Source organism: Microbulbifer maximicatervae (SeqCode), assembly GCF_052467505.1.
Window position 1 is genome coordinate 2,846,836 of sequence record NZ_CP174313.1, and the last position, 16,279, is coordinate 2,863,114.

The window sequence follows — 16,279 nt, forward strand, 5'->3', positions numbered from 1 at the left end:
GCAATTCTCAGTCTCTCAGCAGTGAGCTGAACTTAGTGCAAACCCGCGACTGGTACGTGTTAATACTCCAACCTGTTCCAGATAATTAAATACAGGCTTCACTACGTTATTTCCGCCTTTCACTTGTTGATTGATGTTGCGTATCACGGGTTTCTCGCCGTATTCCCCCTCTGCAATTCGCCGCGCTAGTTGCTTTTGTTCTGGCGTTAATTGCTGCTGATCTGGCATTAATTCGCCAGCTGCTTTTATAGCGTTTATTTCTGGTGATGGCTTTCTCTCGTTGTCGGTCTCCTTTTCAGTCTGGTGTACAGTCTCCAACTCATTTAACAACGGAGCAGTTTTACGCTTAACCGTTAACGCACTGTTAAACGCCAGCAGTGCCACCAACCCTACCAGGTCGGTAATAATCGCCATCGCTAGGAAGGCACTGTGCTGTAGTTTGGTCGCATCCGTGCGGGTGAGGCTGGCCAGACCCGCGAACGCCGCCTGGGCACTCTCTGAGGCGGTACCCTGTACCGCTTTGAGTTGAGCCAAGGTTTTGTCCCTCCCCGCTTCCAGTTCGTCCAGGCGTTTATCCGTTTTAACAGCCACCTTGCGATAATCGGTTGCCGCGTAATCGGCAACGATTCCGTTGATATTGTTAATTCGCTGGTTGTAACTGTTTAGCTGTTGTTGCAACGCTTGGTATTCAACACTGCTGGCCGCGCTGGCGTGTTGCTGTTCCGTTGTATGGCTCTCCAAGAAACCCACGGTAGCGGCGGTACTGATAATCACCAGGAAGGGAAACAGGAATAACAGCACCCCTCCGATAAAGCGCTGATTGTTCCATAGCCAGAATCCCAAAGGGGCAAAGGAAAATTTGCACAGCTCCAGGGCCAGGGCGGTAAGCCCCGCCACCCACTGCCCTGCCTGCTCTGCTGGAATAGAGATCCACAACCCTACAGTGAATACAACCGAAGTGCCGCAGAAAATCAGTGCGGCAAGTCCGGTGATTAATTTCCAGATAATCACTGCTTCCTTCCTCTTACATGTGGATTTTGTTGTTCGAACTGGCAGGTCGTTTTACACATAGTCCCATCCCCAGGGCAAACACCACAATTTGGGAACGGCTTTATAATCTCCTTATTTATCTGCTGATAACCGCGGCCCGATTGCACAAACAAATAAACATCATCCAGCCGGTATTGCTCGCCGTTCCCCTTTACCCGGTAGGCGTCGGTGGTATCAATAATCTTTACGGGAAAAGGCAAGGCCTTTGGGTTTTGGTAGGCGTATTTAGAGTCTTCACGAATGGCAGCGAATAGTTCAGTCATTTTTTATTACCTTCCTTAGTGAATTTGACCTGTCCCTTGACATGAATAAGCCGGCATATCTTGAGCTGTTTTTTTCTCTCCGCTAGCGAAGAGACTCATAGCCAATGTGGCAAAGTTAAGCGTGATAATGGATATCTCGTTCTCTTCAACCTCGCTTAAACCTACTCCCGATATCAATTTCTCTTTAAGCTCGTAATAGCGAGCTTTCTGCTCCAAGAGTAAATCATTATGTTTTTTTGAGATTTCTAGTTTGAACTTAGGCATGTGCAGCCCCTCCCAATTCATTATTTAAAGCTGTCAATTGATCCGCACGGGCTTCGTGCTCCAGAAAAATTTCCTGTGCGGCTCTCAGCTCCTGCACGGCTTCCTCCCTGCTTACCGTGGTGGTATCCGGGCAGGCAATACGCTCACGGCAAAGAGCCAGCGCCAGGCGTACCCGCCGGGCTTCGGCGAGGTCGAGTAGAAAGACTTTTTTAGACATAGCGGTTTCCTCATTGTTGAACGGTGCAAATTGTTGCGGGCGCTGCCCGGCAGTGGTGTAGGCGGCCTCGCGGGCAAGGCAGCCAAATATCAATTCATCGCGCACCACTTGTTTCCAGCTGCAAGCGCTATTGATCTGGGCGTTATTGAGCCAGGCGTTGTAGACCTGGTATTCGGTGACGGTGTGGTAAAGCTGCAAGGTGCGCTGGTTCATAGCCCTTCCGCCTCCCGGCGCATTTCCCACACCTGCTGTTTCAGTTGGTTTAGGCGGCCGCGCATATCCTCGGCCATGCCCTTGCTCTGCTTCTTCAGCCACTGTCCTATCTCGGGCCGGGTGCGGGTGCATAGCAGGTGCCAGGCCAGGCAGTTGCGGCGGTGGGACTCGCTAAAAGTGTCTGTGGCGGCAGATATAAGGGGGGGGGTGTCGGAAAGACCGAACCGAGCTAACCGCTCCCGTTGTACCACTAAAAAGTCCTTATCTTTCATGCACTTAGCTCCCTTATTTCGGTTCGGTTGAAAACCGAACCTGACCGAACCAAAAACCTAACCAATTGATTTATAAGGATTTTTTTTAAGTAAAAAGTTAGGTTTCTAGTTTTTGTTTTTCCTAACCCAGTTCGGTCCCGGTTCGGAAAAAGTTCGTTTTTTCGGTTTCTCTGTATCCCGCATGGTTTCTGGCTTTGCGGGCGTTTTTGGATTTCGGTTAGCTCGGTTCGGTCTTTCCGAAACCCCCTATCATTTCTTAAGCGGCACCCTTATTGGCGTCTCTATGCTGAAAAACCCAGCAATATCGAGTGCGGTCGCCGTCTATCCCCGACTTCACGTTTTTACAGGCGATAAACTTGTGGCGGCGGCTGTTGGGCAATAGCTTTTTCAGCTCTTTAATGTCCGGGTGATCCACTTTGGCCAGCTCGCATTGCTGCTTGTAATGAATCAGGTTGATCGCGATCAGGTCGTTGTCTTTGCTGTGGTTGAGGGTCTGTGCCTCAACTTTGCCGGCCCTATTGGCGTACACGGCAGGCGATTCGGAGTCCGTCACCAGGCGAACATTGAGGAAGTCGTAGATCTCCCAGAACTTCTGTACTTCCGGGTGATCCGCGCTTAAGCGGCCCTGGCGGTTTACCGCGCGGGTATAGATAAAGTGCTGGATATCCTTGATGGTCTTGGCAGCGAGCGAGGGAAACAGGATGGGCAAAGCTCCAGCCATGGCAGAGACCATGGCATGGGTTTTCACTACCCGCTGATCGTGGATTTCGCCTCGGTGGGCGTACTCCGCATCAAACTTTGGGTAGTCTTCTAAGATTCTGCCGACAATGGCTTTCTCTTTGTGCAGGGCAGCAGGTAGAAAGCCGCTGACCTCTTCCACTGCAGCTCGTTCGAACTGCTGAGCTAACAGTTTGGTTTTCTCTGAAAAGTGCGCCTTGGTCGCGTGGCAGTGGACTATGCGCGATAGCAGCGCGGGGCTACCGTCTACGGTGTCATTCTGAGCAATTACAATGGAACCGCGAAACGGCGGGTCTACAGTTTCATTGCCCCGATTAAAAGCTCCGGTTGAGCGGATGGCGCGGCCATTGTAGGCGGTCTTCAGGTCCTCAAAATCAAAAGCCCCCTTCTTGGCGGAATCGCTCCGGCGGTCGGATTCAATCATCACCACCGGCATATTGGACATCTGTGATAGTGCTCGGGCACGGGCTGCAAATGTAGCTTTACTCGGGTCGAAGCCTTCGTAGTCGTCGCGGCCACATAGCTTCCATAGGAATTCAATCACCGTGGATTTACCAGCGCCGTGCTCGCCGGTTAGCTCCAGGAATGGGAATACTTTTAACTCTGCGCGGATTTGTTCGGCAAACAGTGAGCCCAGCCAAAACGCCAACGCCACCATACCCAGGTGAGAGAACACCTGGTGGTAATCCTGTATCCAGCTGGGATCAAAGCTTTTGTTGTTGTGGATGTAGAGACTTTTAAAACCAGTTTTAATGCGGTCTTTACCGGCAACAAAGTAGCCTTGCTTATTGACCTTTAACCGCCGGCCATTGTGAAAGGCGAAATCCTGAAAGACATAGGTTTGGCAAGACTTGTCATAGCCCAGATAATTAATTGTGCGTACTTGTTTAACGCCGTTATCAAACCAGCGATCGCGCAACATCTTGAGCTGGTTTTCACTGCCATCGAATGTGCTGCCCGGTGCTTGGTTGAGGAGTGCTTTATTAAAGGATTTTGGGCTCTCCAGATTTGAGCCAGTCAGGGCGACTTGTAACCCCTTGCCTTTGGGGAGGTAAATATCGAAAAAATAGGCAACGTCTGTTGTCTCTTGATCTATCTCGCAGTAAAGAAACCTTGGCAGGCAATTGCTAATACTATTGACGTTGAGGTTACTGTTAAATATCTCCCTGCCCCTGGGTGTAGCTAAGGCATCTTCTAGGGTTTTGACCGCTTCTTTTTCAGTGTCGCCATCTTCTATATCAGTCTGGTTTTGATCTTCTATAGATTCCGATAAATCCCGATTGATATTGTCTTCAATATGTACTGAATACAGGCGGTTGTTGAAATCCAGCACCGTATAATTACGACGGTTTTTGCAGTGCCAGTGGTAGGCTTTTTCTTCAATGCTGCTGGCGGTGAATAGGCGCCCCCGGTAAAGGCAGTCTTCAATAAATTCCGGGGTTAATTTATCGGCCCGGTATAGATCGTCCCAGTCGTTGCCGCCGCCCACCAGGGCCACATCGACCTTTTCTTTTTGCTTGCGTAAACGTTCAAAGTATTTCTTGGCCATGGAACGACCGGCGAGGTCATCGTCATAGCCAAGACGCCAGGTTATCTCCTGACCTTTGTGTTCTTCTATTAGCTCTGTGGGTAGGTTGTTGCTAGAAAATGCTGCGACCACTTTATAGCCGCAAAGCCATAAGGCGATTGCATGGAAGATACCTTCCACAATAAAAACAATATCGCCCTTTTCTATCTGCTGGCCTGAGGGCTGCCAGCATTTACCCCCGTACTTAATATACTTTTTAAAAAAGCTTTTATCGCCCAACTCGCGCTCATGGGTTTTATTGATTACGCGATCCCAGTAGAAACCATCCCATAGCTGAAAGCGAACCACGGGCGCATAGCCACCACCCGGTAGAGGCCGCGCGGCCTGTTCAAACCAGTCCCCCACTTTAAGCAGCGGGAACTGACGAACATGCTCTATATAAGCGCGGGCTGTTGCGTTGGGTTCCTCAGGGGTTGCCGGGAATCTTTCAGAGAAATTTTCGAAAATGTCCGGGTAAATATCCCTAACAGATTCTTCATACCCACAATTGTTTTTGTGGTTACAGCGCACGACGATTGGTTTTTCAATCTCAATCCAGGCTGACTTCTTGCCGCAATCTGGGCAGGTTCCAGAATTTAGGAACTTGCCACTACGCTTGAATTTGAAACTCAAATCCTTTTCTAGCGACTCGACAACATCTCGGTTTATTTGGGTGTAGTCCATGGTTACTCCGATGTCCGAGGAATTAGAAAGGACAATCGCGGTGCTGCTCTGCCATGCACTGCCTCACCAGCTCCGCAACATCCACCAGGGCGAGGCGGCCAACATCCCGGCGCGGTAGATTTCCCCTATCAAGCTGTGACTCCACTTGCTGCTCGCGAAGGCCCGTCGCTTTGGCAAATGCGTCTTTGGTCATGATTGGGCAGGGAATAAGGTGAATTTCATTCCAGGTGAGTAAAGCGACATTAACCAGGGCAAGGCGCCCAACGTGGAAAACCGGCAGATGGCCGCGCTCTATCTGGCCGCGTATCTGCCCTTCACGAAGGCCGGACATAGAAGCGAACTTCTCACGGGTCATTACTGGGCTGGCCAGCTGGACGGGAAGTGCGGTGGGTACTTTGGATAGGTCGGATTGAAGGTGGCTTTGATTCATTGTCGTGTGCTCCATGTTAGTAACAACCTGAATGAACAAATTAACACTATTTGTTACTTGCTGTCGATAAAAACACACATGTAGTCATCAATCAACCTTTTTCACCCACGTAATAGGCTGTTATGGACTAAATGGTTTATTAGCGTATGTTTATTGATCAGTCGAAGTGGATTTACTGACCGTGGGCATGTATAAAGGCAGGCAAATGAGCACATTTGAGCGTGCACCCAATGATTGGATTGTTGAGTGACTAATAAGGGGCTGTTAAATGCTGAAACTCCGGGCTGGAGACCGATTAAGGGTAATTCGAGAATTAATGGGGTTAACTCGCGATGAGTTTGCAGAATTACTTGGTTTTGATTACGTGAGACTCCGCAATGTAGAGCAAAAGCGAGCCAAAATGGCCGAGTTCGAATATGAACAAGTAGGGAAGATGTTTCCCGAATTAATTCCTTACCTCACTTATGAAGGGAATATTGTCATTTCTGAACTAACTGCAAGTAAGGAAGAATTGTGTCGCTTAATGGCAGCCAAAATCGAAGCTGGACAAATTCCACGCGGGTTTTACGTAGAAGAAAAGATTAAATAGCAATGTCACCGGCAGCGATGAAATTACGCGCAGGGCAACGTCTACAAGGAATGCGAGAGCTAATGGGGCTTACACGAGACCAATTTTCCGACTTGCTAGACATACCATGGATACGACTGAGAAATGTCGAGCAACAAAAAGCCCGTATGGCGGAAGATGAATTTGCCAAGATTGGACAAAAATTCCCTGAATTTATGCCATGGATAACCTATGAGGGAGACATCGTAGTGGAGGACCTGAGAAAGAGTCCGGAGCCATTGTGTCAGTTGGCAGCAGCCAAGATAGCGGCCGGGCAAATTCCTCCCGGTTATTACATCCACGATAAGATTAAGTAGTTTGTTTGGGTAGCAGGGATTGAGGGATGGCGAAGAAATGCCCTACAGGATGGAAAGTAGACATTAGGCCCGAAGGCCGTAGGGGCCCTCGTGTTAGAAGAATATTTCCCACCAAGCGCGAGGCCGAGGCATTTGAGAAAGAGCAGATGGCGCTTGGCCTCAAAGGCGACTGGAAACCTCCAATCAAGGAAAGCCGTCGACTCCAGGACTTAATTGATGATTGGTATTCTCTTCATGGCCACACACTAAAAGACGGTCCGAAAAGAAAGGTCAAACTGGATGCGATCTGTAAACGTCTTGGCAATCCATTGGCTCGAACTTTCACAGGTGAAGACTTTCTACGCTATCGAAAACAGCGACTGAGCGAGAAGCTAAAAAGCCGGGACACTCTTGTTTCTCCAAACAACTTAAATCACGAGCAAGCCTACCTTTCCGCCGTGTTTGGCACGCTCGCAAAGCTTCGTAACTGGGCTCTCCCTAACCCAATGAAAGACCTTCCCAAAATCCGCCTGGATGAGAAGGAATTGATCTTCTTGGAAAGTAGTCAAATCAGAATCCTATTAGTAGAGCTTGAAAACTCCAAGAATCCAGACGTGCTGATGGTTGCAAAGTTATGTCTCGCCACCGGTTCACGTTGGGGGGAGGCAGAAAACTTAAGGGCAGAGCAAGTGATTCAGGGGAAGGTGCACTTCACAAGGACTAAAAACAGCAAAGCCCGTGCAGTACCTATCAGTGTTGATCTAGAAGCCGAACTGCGTAAGGGGAAACCAAGAACAGGCCGCTTATTCAGCAAGTCTTGCCATGACGCCTTCAAAGGGGCAATTCAACGTGCAGGCATCCAACTCCCCGATGGTCAAATGACCCATGTACTACGCCACACTTTTGCTAGCCATTACATGATGAACAGTGGCAACATTCTTCAGTTGAAGCTGATCTTAGGCCATCAAAGCCTGGCCATGACTGAGCGATACGCAAAACTCGCCCCAGAGCATCTGGCAGACGCTGTTACCAGGAATCCTCTAGCCAATCTCTAATGACCACAAAGTGTCCACATAAAGGTGAATGAACTACCTTCAACAGGGCAGAAATGCCCCGGAAAAGCCCGATATATGTTCCTATCTACCTCTATATGTTGAGTTTTAGGGGGTTCAAAATCCCCCGCCCTTAAAAGCGTGCCGGTTCGAGTCCGGCCTCTGGTACCATCTCTCAAACCCGCGTCAGCCCTAGCTCTCGCGGGTTTTTCATTTCTGCACAGGCAACTTTGTAAACGACTCTTTTGTTGGTTTTAACGCCAAAGTGTCAACAAAGTGTCAACGCAAAATCACGTTGACACTTTGCTACCCCGTAAGCCATCCGGCTGTGCAATATCCTTTCACTTCTCTTCGCAACTCTTCAAAGTGTGAAATCCAATTCTTACCCAAACCCCGCACCAGCTCAGGCCAGGGCCGCTAGTCTCATTTCATCAACCAAAACAGCGCCCAAAATCGGCAGGCGTGGGGAGGAGTGACCGACGCCCCTTTTTGCTGCACAATTATTGATCACAAATAATCAGAGGGAGCTGGTAATGCGAATTTTTACGGGGTTTTTAAGGGCTGGGGTGTGCTTGATAGCTTTGACTGGCTGCCAGGACGCAATGAAGGAAAATGAAATCCATCCAACGGCAGACAACCTGATAGAAGTTGATCCAAGCCGGCTAAAAATTGTAGAAATCAAGGAAGGCGATAATGGCATCCTGGTTGTTGTTGGTGAATCAACAAGCCGCCTTTGCGACATTAGAGTAAGTGAAGCAACGCTGAATCAACTCGTCGCCACCAACTCCATTGAAGAAAGAAGAATAAAAGCTAAATGTCTTTGGGATGGAGCCACTTACAGTCTCTACCCTTCACCTTTTTCTACAGCCGTATTACGCATTGACGAATCAACGGTCACGATTGACCTTCAACTGCTAGACCCTAAAAATAAAAAATATCTAGCATTTACAAAAATTGATAAAAATATTCACAAGTGAGGTAAGAGCTATGCTCGCTGAAATTATAACCTGGGTGCCATTACTACTAACTGCAATCTGCAGTGGTATCTCTGCTTATTGTGGGGCCTATCTTAAAGCGGCTGGAAAAATGCGTAAACTTAATGAGTCACTAGATGAAACCACTAAACAAATTAGATCGCACACCCAAGCAGCTGAAGAAGTAAGAAGCAAACTATCCAAAGAAATGTGGGTTGAACAACAAAAATGGGAGTTCAAAAGAGATTTATACCTTCCCATACTAGACATACTTGTTGAACTTCATGAAAAATGCCTCAAGGCGAACAAAATCATGAATGTGATTGGAAATCTTGATGATGAAGACTGGGATCGATATCAATCAGATAGAAATAGCATTATGAACGATACGAAGGAGTACATTTCAAGAGAGGTTGAACCTCTAGAAGAAAAACTATGGACACTTACCTTAAAAAAAGGCAACTTATTTTTAGATGATGAAATAACCCAGCACATCGAAAACCTTCGCAATGCAGAAAATATTCGTAGTCGAGAATCATTTAAACAATATCAAAATGATGTGAAAAACGGTCGAACTTCCTTTGATGATATTAATTCATATCATAGCGAAGAGATTTCAATATCGCACAAAGCTGAAGCCGTAAAAAAAGCCTACAGATTATTATTAGATTCAGCAAGGCGAGATCTTGCGTTAAACGCAAATCCCATCAACCCCACAGATAAAAAAAGTGAAACTTTAAGACCATCAGAAACACATACTGAAAGCTGCCCCGCGTAAACATTGGATCAACATGGTTATGTCTCCCTACCTAAAAGAAATAGATCTTGATAAATATATATACAGAATAATCTCTCTAGAAAGACTTCTGGAACTTTTTGCAACGAATGAAAACACACTTGTAAAACCTGAACTTTGGGATGACACATTCGAAAACTTCATACTAAAGAGAAAAGTTAAGCAAGAAACAGGCGAGATAAAAGAGTTTGATCTTCACAATTATATATTCGGGCAATGCTGGACTCTTGCTAGTTCATCTGACGCAATGTGGAGAATTTACTCCCCCAACAAGGACGGCATAAGAATTAGGGTGAAAGTTCGCGACTTAATAAGCAGCCTGCATGATGCACAGAGTAGTAAATGGCCAAAAGATATGACATGCTGCATTGGAAAAGTTGAATATTTAAGCGAAGATAAATTAATGGAAAGAGCAAACTCTACATTTTCCGGTAATGGAATAGAGGTCGGAAAAATATTTGGAAGTTTGCTCTTAAAGCGAAAAGCTTTCGAACACGAAAATGAAGTTAGACTTTTATACCAAAACTGGGAAACTGAAAAACCGGGGGAAATTTACAGGTACAAAATAAACCCTCACAATTTAATAAGCCAGATAATGATTGATCCCCGAAGAAAAGAGAGAGAGTTCAGCACCTTGAAAAAGATTATCATCAAAGCAACTGGATATAAGGGAGATATTAAAAGATCCTTACTATATAGGCTTCCAGAAGATACAATTCTTGATTACATGAAAGATCAAGCATAGTAATCGCACCAACTCATTGGCGCCATTAAAAATCACATAAAAATTTAGCAGAAGAAAGCTTTTATACTCCTAAGTTCAGCATAGAAATCCAGCGTAGACTGGATTTCTATCACGTCCATACTTATTCGCTGAGCGTGGCATCTTATTACTAGCACGTACGTTCTCTTTCCACCAATACCCCGCCCCTCTCAATCGAATACTCTGTAAACTTCCCTGTCACAATATCCAGAATTTGCAGCCAAGAATAAAACAGCGCTTTTTCAGATTTAGCAATTTTCTCTGCCAGCTCTTTTGCCACCTCTTGAGTTGGCGCAGAGTCTCTAAAGCTCTTAGCTCCGCCATTCATCAAGTGAACCCGCTCCGCGAAAATGGCGTACCTGTTTACTCTATTATTCATAACTTCTCTCCTTTTAAGTGTATAACCAGCTTAAGCCCGCACCGCGCTAAGCTGAGATTTCAAAGTATCCGCACTGCTTTTGTGCCCACTAATTGCCGCCTCTTGGGTTGGCTTTTGCCCACTCCCTGGGTGCGAGTGAGTCGCCAGGGTGGCGGCCAGTGCAGACACTACGCCTATTAAATCCTCTAGCACTTTCAGCACATTTAAAGATTCACTACCTAACCAAACCTTGCCACCATCTTTTACTTTGATGGTTTGGCGAACCTTGGCCACTGATTCGCGAATATTTCCGATTTGTTCCTTTAAGTCGCGGCCCGCTGAAATATTAATATCACTGGCTGTTGTAATATTTAGATTATCCAGCGCGGATAAGTTCAGGCCGCCAGCAGATAAGAAACGTAAAGCTCCAAGTGCTTCAATAATTTTTACGCCAGCAATTTCCTCTATCGAATGCTCTTTAACTTGTCGGTACTCGTTGTCACAGCTGCTTTGCAATTCCGCAGCCTGAATAGTCCTACATAGTGAATTTTCCCGAATATCCCCGTGAGTTTCCCGGCTCCACTCTGCGTGTGCGTCCACTCTCTGCCGTACTGAGTCACTTTGCTGCCATGCTAAATCCTCACGGTCGAGCGCTGGGAGTCCTACCCTGTGCGATAACACCGTGCAAATAAATGGCTTATACGCCATTGCCTGCATAGTGCAACGGTAACAGTATGAAAAATGGCAAGCGATCAAGTAACAAACCACTACCATCTCGTAACTTATATCGACAAAGAACTGATAAATAACTAGCCAAGCTATCAATATTTATGTTTACATCACTTAATTAGACTAGCATTTATAATTTAAACAAAAAATCTTATAGATGATAAAAAGGCATTCTTAATTTAGATTCTTATTTTTAAGTGAACATTTGCTTCTACAGGCCATTATATGAATAGCAAGAATAAAATCACTTCCGGTGGCTGCTTGTGTGGAGCTGTGCGATATGAGGTTAAAGGGCCACTACGCAACGTAGTTAACTGTCATTGTAGTATGTGTCAAAAACTACATGGAAGTTTCGGCCCGCATACCAAAGCTCGCAAGGTCAACATTAAAATAACAAAAGATGACGGGCTGGCGTGGTATAAAACATCAGAAGTAGCCCGCAGAGGCTTCTGCCAGCAATGTGGTTCAAGCCTATTCTGGGAACCATTTAATCTCGATGCAACTGGAATTATTGCAGGATCACTGGATGGCCCAACCGGGTTGAAAACTATGGGGCATATTTTCACCGGCGAAAAGTGTGATTTTTACGAAATCGATGACGAACATCCTCAATTCAAGGAGTCATCTGATGGGCAACTAGTCAATGACTACAAATAGGTTATTTTTTTGAGCCAGAGTGATAGGGGCATGTTTTCGGTAATGCGGCCTCGTTTTCAAGAGCTTAAATACCGCCTGCTCCAGCCCACCAGTTCCAAATAGTGATTCAGCTGGAAAAGCACCCCTTTCGGTATGTTCAAATACTCACCACCGTCAAATGGAACAGATTTTGGGATTATTACCTAAGACTACCGGACTGAATCGAAGTGTGGACAGGCTCCTCATGCGTCTTGACGATACTGCCACAGATTGAGCTGAGATCTGCATAAGCCATACAGGCACATCAAGTAAAGCTTAGGGCTTAAAACGCCCCCCCTCCAAAACGCCAGCACAGTAGTCTTAAGCATTAGCTTGGCGAGTGATAGATTCGTTTGAACAGCTCATAAACCAGCTGATATCTATTAAACGCTCCCGCCATAGGGAGATGACTTCTTGTAGCACTTTTACTTCACAGTGATCAAGGGTATTGCCTCGAGGCTAACACTGGGAAAAACTGGAAGCTTTAAATAGATTTTACCAGGAGTAATTACCCCTGAAGGAGATTGCCTATTTGCAGATTTGGTGTTCACATAAAGCGCTATATGGTAGTGACTACTCATTAAACTGCAGACACCTAAGTCCATTTGTTATCGGACTGGTTTACCTAATGAACCTCTAAGATTCTACCCGGATAGTTGAAACATTATCATATTAGAAAAATATTGATTTCCAGAAATTCATATGAAAGTGAATGTTATTGAATTATTTATAACATCACTAGATAATTCCAGCACCATTTGGTTTTTTAATTCCAAACCAGTAACATCAAGAGGGATGTATATGTCTATTTTCTGGGTGGTTGATACTAAAGTAAGAGTTTTACCACAAAGCTCGCTACCTCAAGATGGTAGTACCTTCTACTTTGGAAGATCTATAGTTCCAGACGAATCTAAAGAAAGTGCTGTAGCTAGATTAACCGCCGCACTTGAAGAGGACTTCATGCTAGTTGAGGAGGTTTCCAACGTGACTACATATGATAGTCAGCAGTGGGAAACCGAAGCCGATGAAGACTTTGAGACCAAGGAATCTTATGAGGAAGCCCTCCAAACGGGAGAGATCGCATTCGGTTGTTTTTCGTCAGAGCTATCAATGGAGGATTAATTGTGACAAAGGGAGCCATGACAATAGCCGAAGGAAGTCAGGACAAAAAATTTAAAACCGATGCAACACTTATTTTAAACGGAGTACAAGAACATCAATATGTTCTTCGTACTGCTTTTGATTCACTGTCAGTTTGGAAAACCAAATATGCAGTCAGTGTATCGCCATTCTATCCCCGCCTAAAGACCAGCATTAAAGAGGCAGCTTTAATTGACAATGAAATCTGGGTTTTTGGTATAGATGGCACTAATTCAAACCATATAATTGACGCAGTAACAGTAGCCTCCCAATTCTATATGATTGAGCCTAGGGATATTCTTAGTAATATATATGTGAAAAATCTGAATGCCGAAGGAGAAGCCGGTCTTGAACTCAACTTCTTGGTCCAGCTGAATAAAGATTTATATAGAGCAACAACTGAGGCTATCATGGAGGCCTGCAGGCACTTTGGTATAAATAGTGAAGTAAATCTCCATGTATATAGCTCCAATATAAACCCAAAAATTCCTCAGAAAGATTTACATCAAGCAATGAAAGATGGAGGAGCCTCTTCAGTTGTTACAGACCCTAGAAATATGAAGTATAAGTCAGGAAACAACCTTGGTAGTAAGGGCGCCAATATTAGAACCAATATGCATGTAGCAAAATTAGAGTTTTAACTATATCGACATAAAATATAAAGCCTGATCGATCTAGTTAGTAAATTATTTACAGCTAGTATATAAATTGGGTTACCAGGAACAATTTATGACCCCATAATTTGGAGTATGATCCAACTTAGGGAACTAGCTCCCCATCTGGTAACTCATTCTATTTGATTTACAAGTAAATGCTCTGAATTTATATTCATATCCTGAATAAAAGAGCGAGATTCAAACTACCGAAAGGAGTAGATCAGCCAGGCGCGGATTATAGGAAATATCGAACACCATGTACCCAGTATTTATTGAGCGGAGAATTAGCTCCGCTCTGCAGCCTCCACTTACCCCACTAATCTATAAAAAGAAACCTTTAAAATTTCAGTTGAAAAACATCCAGTTCATAGATGAGATGCCCAGCAATTCTATGGAGGTTTTAGATCTCTATTAGCAGATCAATTACGCCCACATAAAGGGATAAAACCCCCTTGTAAATAACAAGCACTGAATATTTCTTAGTGTTAAAAACACTGGGCTTTAAGATACTCTAGTATATTTGAATTCAAAGTCTCCCCCACCAAATACAACCAGTAGAATTCCGGCCCCAAGTATTGGTAAATGCCCTATCAATTCATGAATACCGAGAATCGATGCAGTTAATAGAAAGAAACTTAATACCGTAAGAGTTGCTAACCGCGTTGACCAGCCCAACAAGATAACCAACCCAAAGCAGAACTCAGCCATTCCAGCAGAAAAAACGAAGGTCAAATCGGAGAAAGAATGCCACCCCAGATTAGACATAAAGTTCCAATGATAGTGCTGCAGAAATTCAAGACCCAAGTGAGGGTTTAGCCACTTATTGTGAACTGCCAGAGTCATAAGCTGAAGGCCTAGCCCGCAGCGTAAAGCAAGCAGTCCAAGATCTGGCTTTTGGTACAATATAAATGCTAGTGAAAGCCCTAAAAATTCAAAGCCATAATCAATCCAGATTGAGAATGGATAAGTAGCCATTATTGAGAGCAAGAGCGCGAAGATTAGATACCCGGAGCTTCTCAGGCTGACATCTACAATTAGCGCTATACCAATTACTAATTGAAACTCATTAACAAGACTTTGCTCTGGAGAGAACTCCAGGTTAGGGGCCAGTAATACCCCTAAAAAATAATTAAAAACAAAGGTTAACCCAATCAGTGCAGACGTGATATGCCAAATTTTGTGACGACCAATGTCGGACCAGAGGTAGGGAAATTTATTAGATGCTCTGTGAACAGCTACTGTTTCAAGCGGCTGTAAGGATCTATTCACCATACAGTATAGAAAGCCCCCCAAAAGAACTAACGCATATATCCAACTCCACTCAAACTCAACTGAATTACTACCGTTTTCTACAAACCAGCGTACATGAGACCACGCAGGAGGCGAAGCAAAGTAGCCCATAAAAGCTAGCACTAATAGGCAACTGTAGGACTTCCCCTGTGTACACATAATTCTTACCTCATTGAATACTGCTTATAGCCCGCAGTGAACTCATGCAGGCAAATCTTGCACGAGATCATATATAGTTCACGTAATTAGAGTAAATGGGGTAACTTTCACATTGCTAGGTAATTAACAAATGTGAAAAAAATAGTATTTTTAGGGGATTCTTTGTCAACCAAAAAATTTCTTGAAGCAAGTTCACAAAGTGTGAAATCATTGCTCATTGGTAATGATCACCAATAGATCTTAGCTATCTTGCGCGCGTCTAGAATGAGCATATTATCCGTCAGACAAATTGGGGAGCAACTACATAAGTCTATTTTTTATTAATAGTTTTACTAAAACCAAAAAAGTGCTGGTTATTTATGATTGAATTTAAAAGATATGCTCACATTGAAGACTTAAGGAAGGGGTAAATAGCACTAGTGAAGCAGAAGAGTTTTCTCTCTTTATTTGGCGGGTTGTTGATTCTATTCATGATGACCAGGAAAACGAAATAGAGATAATGAGCAGCGCAGGCAATCTTGAAATGTTACCTGATCTCGAATATGAAATATCAGATTATATGCAATCAGTAGGCTTCTACGATGTATGGTGTAGAGTGAGTAAACAGGCTTAATAGTACCAATACTCATTATTCAAGAATTGAAAATAGAAGCTCTACAAACCAGCTTAGTGTTGAGCTGACTAGTACTACTACCATCTCAAGCCTTTATCCCAACAATTCTGGGCACCCACAAAAGTAGCAGCTTCAAAGACAATCCATATTGATACCGCATAAAACGCTGAATCAAACTCTGCATAAATGGCCAGCCAAATAGGGGGTAACCAATGCCTATTCCACGCAGCGCGCAAATCTCATGAGTGGCCACTGCACTTACTTGAGTACATAAAGATGGCAAAAATATGGGGCCGGGTAAAAGATATGGACATCGTCTCAATTGGGGCGGCAAAAGCCAGCTGGCAGATTTCTCAAGATGCAGCAACTTATACCACAACAAGCAATTACAAGCCTGCCGTCCTTTATCTCAATAAAAAGACCGCTTTGAGCTGTCCTCCATAGTCAAGGCTAGCCCTGACAAGCCAGGAGCA

Annotated in this window: 20 protein-coding genes; 10 read left to right on the forward strand and 10 right to left on the reverse strand. The window is 44.8% G+C overall.

The genetic code is table 11. The features are described 5' to 3' along the window. Positions 1-15 precede the first annotated feature (15 nt). The 7 genes from ACJJIN_RS12640 to ACJJIN_RS12670 all read right to left on the reverse strand — a co-directional run bounded on the left by ACJJIN_RS12640 (position 16) and on the right by ACJJIN_RS12670 (position 5,698). Complete coding sequence (locus ACJJIN_RS12640) at positions 16-1,011, reverse strand: hypothetical protein (RefSeq protein WP_444894930.1); 996 nt, start codon at positions 1,009-1,011, stop codon at positions 16-18. Continuing rightward, a complete protein-coding gene (locus ACJJIN_RS12645) occupies positions 1,008-1,313 on the reverse strand; it encodes a hypothetical protein (protein WP_444894931.1) in 306 nt (101 codons plus the stop codon). Before ACJJIN_RS12645 ends, ACJJIN_RS12640 begins: the two co-directional genes overlap by 4 nt. Positions 1,314-1,328: 15 nt before the next feature. After that, positions 1,329-1,577 carry a hypothetical protein gene (locus ACJJIN_RS12650; protein ID WP_444894932.1) on the reverse strand — a complete coding sequence of 83 codons (249 nt, stop codon included), beginning with the start codon at positions 1,575-1,577 and terminating at the stop codon, positions 1,329-1,331. Next, entirely contained in the window at positions 1,570-2,007 is a 438-nt protein-coding gene (locus ACJJIN_RS12655; RefSeq protein ID WP_444894933.1) for a hypothetical protein, read from the reverse strand. The genes ACJJIN_RS12650 and ACJJIN_RS12655 overlap by 8 nt, the downstream gene beginning before the upstream one ends. Beyond that, entirely contained in the window at positions 2,004-2,279 is a 276-nt protein-coding gene (locus tag ACJJIN_RS12660; protein WP_444894934.1) for a hypothetical protein, read from the reverse strand. The genes ACJJIN_RS12655 and ACJJIN_RS12660 overlap by 4 nt, the downstream gene beginning before the upstream one ends. A 256-nt stretch (positions 2,280-2,535) precedes the next feature. Continuing rightward, the gene (locus tag ACJJIN_RS12665) at positions 2,536-5,268 is read right to left on the reverse strand and encodes a toprim domain-containing protein (protein ID WP_444894935.1); all 2,733 of its coding nucleotides are present in this window, start codon (positions 5,266-5,268) and stop codon (positions 2,536-2,538) included. 22 nt (positions 5,269-5,290) lie between these two features. After that, positions 5,291-5,698, reverse strand: a complete 408-nt coding sequence (locus ACJJIN_RS12670) for a hypothetical protein (protein WP_444894936.1) — start codon at positions 5,696-5,698, stop codon at positions 5,291-5,293. A gap of 268 nt (positions 5,699-5,966) precedes the next feature. On the opposite strand from ACJJIN_RS12670, the gene ACJJIN_RS12675 reads away from it, so the two are divergent. The 6 genes from ACJJIN_RS12675 to ACJJIN_RS12700 all read left to right on the forward strand — a co-directional run bounded on the left by ACJJIN_RS12675 (position 5,967) and on the right by ACJJIN_RS12700 (position 10,168). Next, entirely contained in the window at positions 5,967-6,287 is a 321-nt protein-coding gene (locus ACJJIN_RS12675; protein ID WP_444894937.1) for a helix-turn-helix domain-containing protein, read from the forward strand. Between the two features lie 2 nt (positions 6,288-6,289). Further along, positions 6,290-6,622 carry a helix-turn-helix domain-containing protein gene (locus ACJJIN_RS12680; RefSeq protein ID WP_444894938.1) on the forward strand — a complete coding sequence of 111 codons (333 nt, stop codon included), beginning with the start codon at positions 6,290-6,292 and terminating at the stop codon, positions 6,620-6,622. 26 nt (positions 6,623-6,648) lie between these two features. Further along, positions 6,649-7,656, forward strand: coding sequence for a phage integrase (locus ACJJIN_RS12685; protein WP_444894939.1), 1,008 nt, complete (start codon positions 6,649-6,651; stop codon positions 7,654-7,656). A 530-nt stretch (positions 7,657-8,186) separates the two neighbouring features. Next, positions 8,187-8,630, forward strand: coding sequence for a hypothetical protein (locus ACJJIN_RS12690; RefSeq protein ID WP_444894940.1), 444 nt, complete (start codon positions 8,187-8,189; stop codon positions 8,628-8,630). Positions 8,631-8,640: 10 nt separating this feature from the next. Continuing rightward, positions 8,641-9,405: a hypothetical protein gene (locus tag ACJJIN_RS12695; protein ID WP_444894941.1), complete on the forward strand. Its 765-nt coding sequence runs from the start codon at positions 8,641-8,643 to the stop codon at positions 9,403-9,405. 19 nt (positions 9,406-9,424) lie between these two features. Then, positions 9,425-10,168 carry a DUF2971 domain-containing protein gene (locus tag ACJJIN_RS12700; protein WP_444894942.1) on the forward strand — a complete coding sequence of 248 codons (744 nt, stop codon included), beginning with the start codon at positions 9,425-9,427 and terminating at the stop codon, positions 10,166-10,168. 148 nt (positions 10,169-10,316) lie between these two features. On the opposite strand, the gene ACJJIN_RS12705 is transcribed toward ACJJIN_RS12700, so the two are convergent. After that, a complete protein-coding gene (locus ACJJIN_RS12705; RefSeq protein WP_444894943.1) occupies positions 10,317-10,565 on the reverse strand; it encodes a hypothetical protein in 249 nt (82 codons plus the stop codon). 30 nt (positions 10,566-10,595) lie between these two features. Further along, complete coding sequence (locus tag ACJJIN_RS12710) at positions 10,596-11,144, reverse strand: hypothetical protein (RefSeq protein WP_444894944.1); 549 nt, start codon at positions 11,142-11,144, stop codon at positions 10,596-10,598. Positions 11,145-11,498: 354 nt separating this feature from the next. Between ACJJIN_RS12710 and ACJJIN_RS12715 the strand changes: the two genes are divergently transcribed. From ACJJIN_RS12715 to ACJJIN_RS12725, 3 genes are all read left to right on the forward strand, one after another. Then, positions 11,499-11,930, forward strand: coding sequence for a GFA family protein (locus ACJJIN_RS12715; protein WP_444894945.1), 432 nt, complete (start codon positions 11,499-11,501; stop codon positions 11,928-11,930). A gap of 720 nt (positions 11,931-12,650) precedes the next feature. Further along, on the forward strand, positions 12,651-13,070 hold the full coding sequence (locus ACJJIN_RS12720; RefSeq protein ID WP_444894946.1) for a hypothetical protein: 420 nt from the start codon (positions 12,651-12,653) through the stop codon (positions 13,068-13,070). A 2-nt stretch (positions 13,071-13,072) separates the two neighbouring features. After that, positions 13,073-13,729 (forward strand): hypothetical protein, encoded by a 657-nt coding sequence (locus ACJJIN_RS12725; protein WP_444894947.1) that lies wholly within the window; start codon positions 13,073-13,075, stop codon positions 13,727-13,729. 516 nt (positions 13,730-14,245) lie between these two features. Here ACJJIN_RS12725 and ACJJIN_RS12730 read toward each other — a convergent pair. Further along, the gene (locus ACJJIN_RS12730) at positions 14,246-15,145 is read right to left on the reverse strand and encodes a hypothetical protein (protein ID WP_444894948.1); all 900 of its coding nucleotides are present in this window, start codon (positions 15,143-15,145) and stop codon (positions 14,246-14,248) included. Positions 15,146-16,082: 937 nt separating this feature from the next. Here ACJJIN_RS12730 and ACJJIN_RS12735 point away from each other — a divergent pair. Continuing rightward, positions 16,083-16,250 carry a hypothetical protein gene (locus ACJJIN_RS12735; protein WP_444894949.1) on the forward strand — a complete coding sequence of 56 codons (168 nt, stop codon included), beginning with the start codon at positions 16,083-16,085 and terminating at the stop codon, positions 16,248-16,250. The last annotated feature ends 29 nt before the right edge of the window (positions 16,251-16,279 follow it).

Bases quoted from the DNA above. Each gene is read 5' to 3' on its own strand.
- ACJJIN_RS12715 (WP_444894945.1), top strand. From the start codon at position 11,499: ATGAATAGCAAGAATAAAATCACTTCCGGTGGCTGCTTGTGTGGAGCT.
- ACJJIN_RS12655 (WP_444894933.1), bottom strand. From the start codon at position 2,007: ATGAACCAGCGCACCTTGCAGCTTTACCACACCGTCACCGAATACCAG.
- ACJJIN_RS12675 (WP_444894937.1), top strand. From the start codon at position 5,967: ATGCTGAAACTCCGGGCTGGAGACCGATTAAGGGTAATTCGAGAATTA.
- ACJJIN_RS12690 (WP_444894940.1), top strand. From the start codon at position 8,187: ATGCGAATTTTTACGGGGTTTTTAAGGGCTGGGGTGTGCTTGATAGCT.
- ACJJIN_RS12730 (WP_444894948.1), bottom strand. From the start codon at position 15,145: ATGGGCTACTTTGCTTCGCCTCCTGCGTGGTCTCATGTACGCTGGTTT.
- ACJJIN_RS12735 (WP_444894949.1), top strand. From the start codon at position 16,083: ATGGCAAAAATATGGGGCCGGGTAAAAGATATGGACATCGTCTCAATT.
- ACJJIN_RS12720 (WP_444894946.1), top strand. From the start codon at position 12,651: ATGAAAGTGAATGTTATTGAATTATTTATAACATCACTAGATAATTCC.
- ACJJIN_RS12665 (WP_444894935.1), bottom strand. From the start codon at position 5,268: ATGGACTACACCCAAATAAACCGAGATGTTGTCGAGTCGCTAGAAAAG.
- ACJJIN_RS12705 (WP_444894943.1), bottom strand. From the start codon at position 10,565: ATGAATAATAGAGTAAACAGGTACGCCATTTTCGCGGAGCGGGTTCAC.
- ACJJIN_RS12645 (WP_444894931.1), bottom strand. From the start codon at position 1,313: ATGACTGAACTATTCGCTGCCATTCGTGAAGACTCTAAATACGCCTAC.
- ACJJIN_RS12650 (WP_444894932.1), bottom strand. From the start codon at position 1,577: ATGCCTAAGTTCAAACTAGAAATCTCAAAAAAACATAATGATTTACTC.
- ACJJIN_RS12660 (WP_444894934.1), bottom strand. From the start codon at position 2,279: ATGAAAGATAAGGACTTTTTAGTGGTACAACGGGAGCGGTTAGCTCGG.
- ACJJIN_RS12670 (WP_444894936.1), bottom strand. From the start codon at position 5,698: ATGAATCAAAGCCACCTTCAATCCGACCTATCCAAAGTACCCACCGCA.
- ACJJIN_RS12700 (WP_444894942.1), top strand. From the start codon at position 9,425: ATGTCTCCCTACCTAAAAGAAATAGATCTTGATAAATATATATACAGA.
- ACJJIN_RS12695 (WP_444894941.1), top strand. From the start codon at position 8,641: ATGCTCGCTGAAATTATAACCTGGGTGCCATTACTACTAACTGCAATC.
- ACJJIN_RS12685 (WP_444894939.1), top strand. From the start codon at position 6,649: ATGGCGAAGAAATGCCCTACAGGATGGAAAGTAGACATTAGGCCCGAA.
- ACJJIN_RS12680 (WP_444894938.1), top strand. From the start codon at position 6,290: ATGTCACCGGCAGCGATGAAATTACGCGCAGGGCAACGTCTACAAGGA.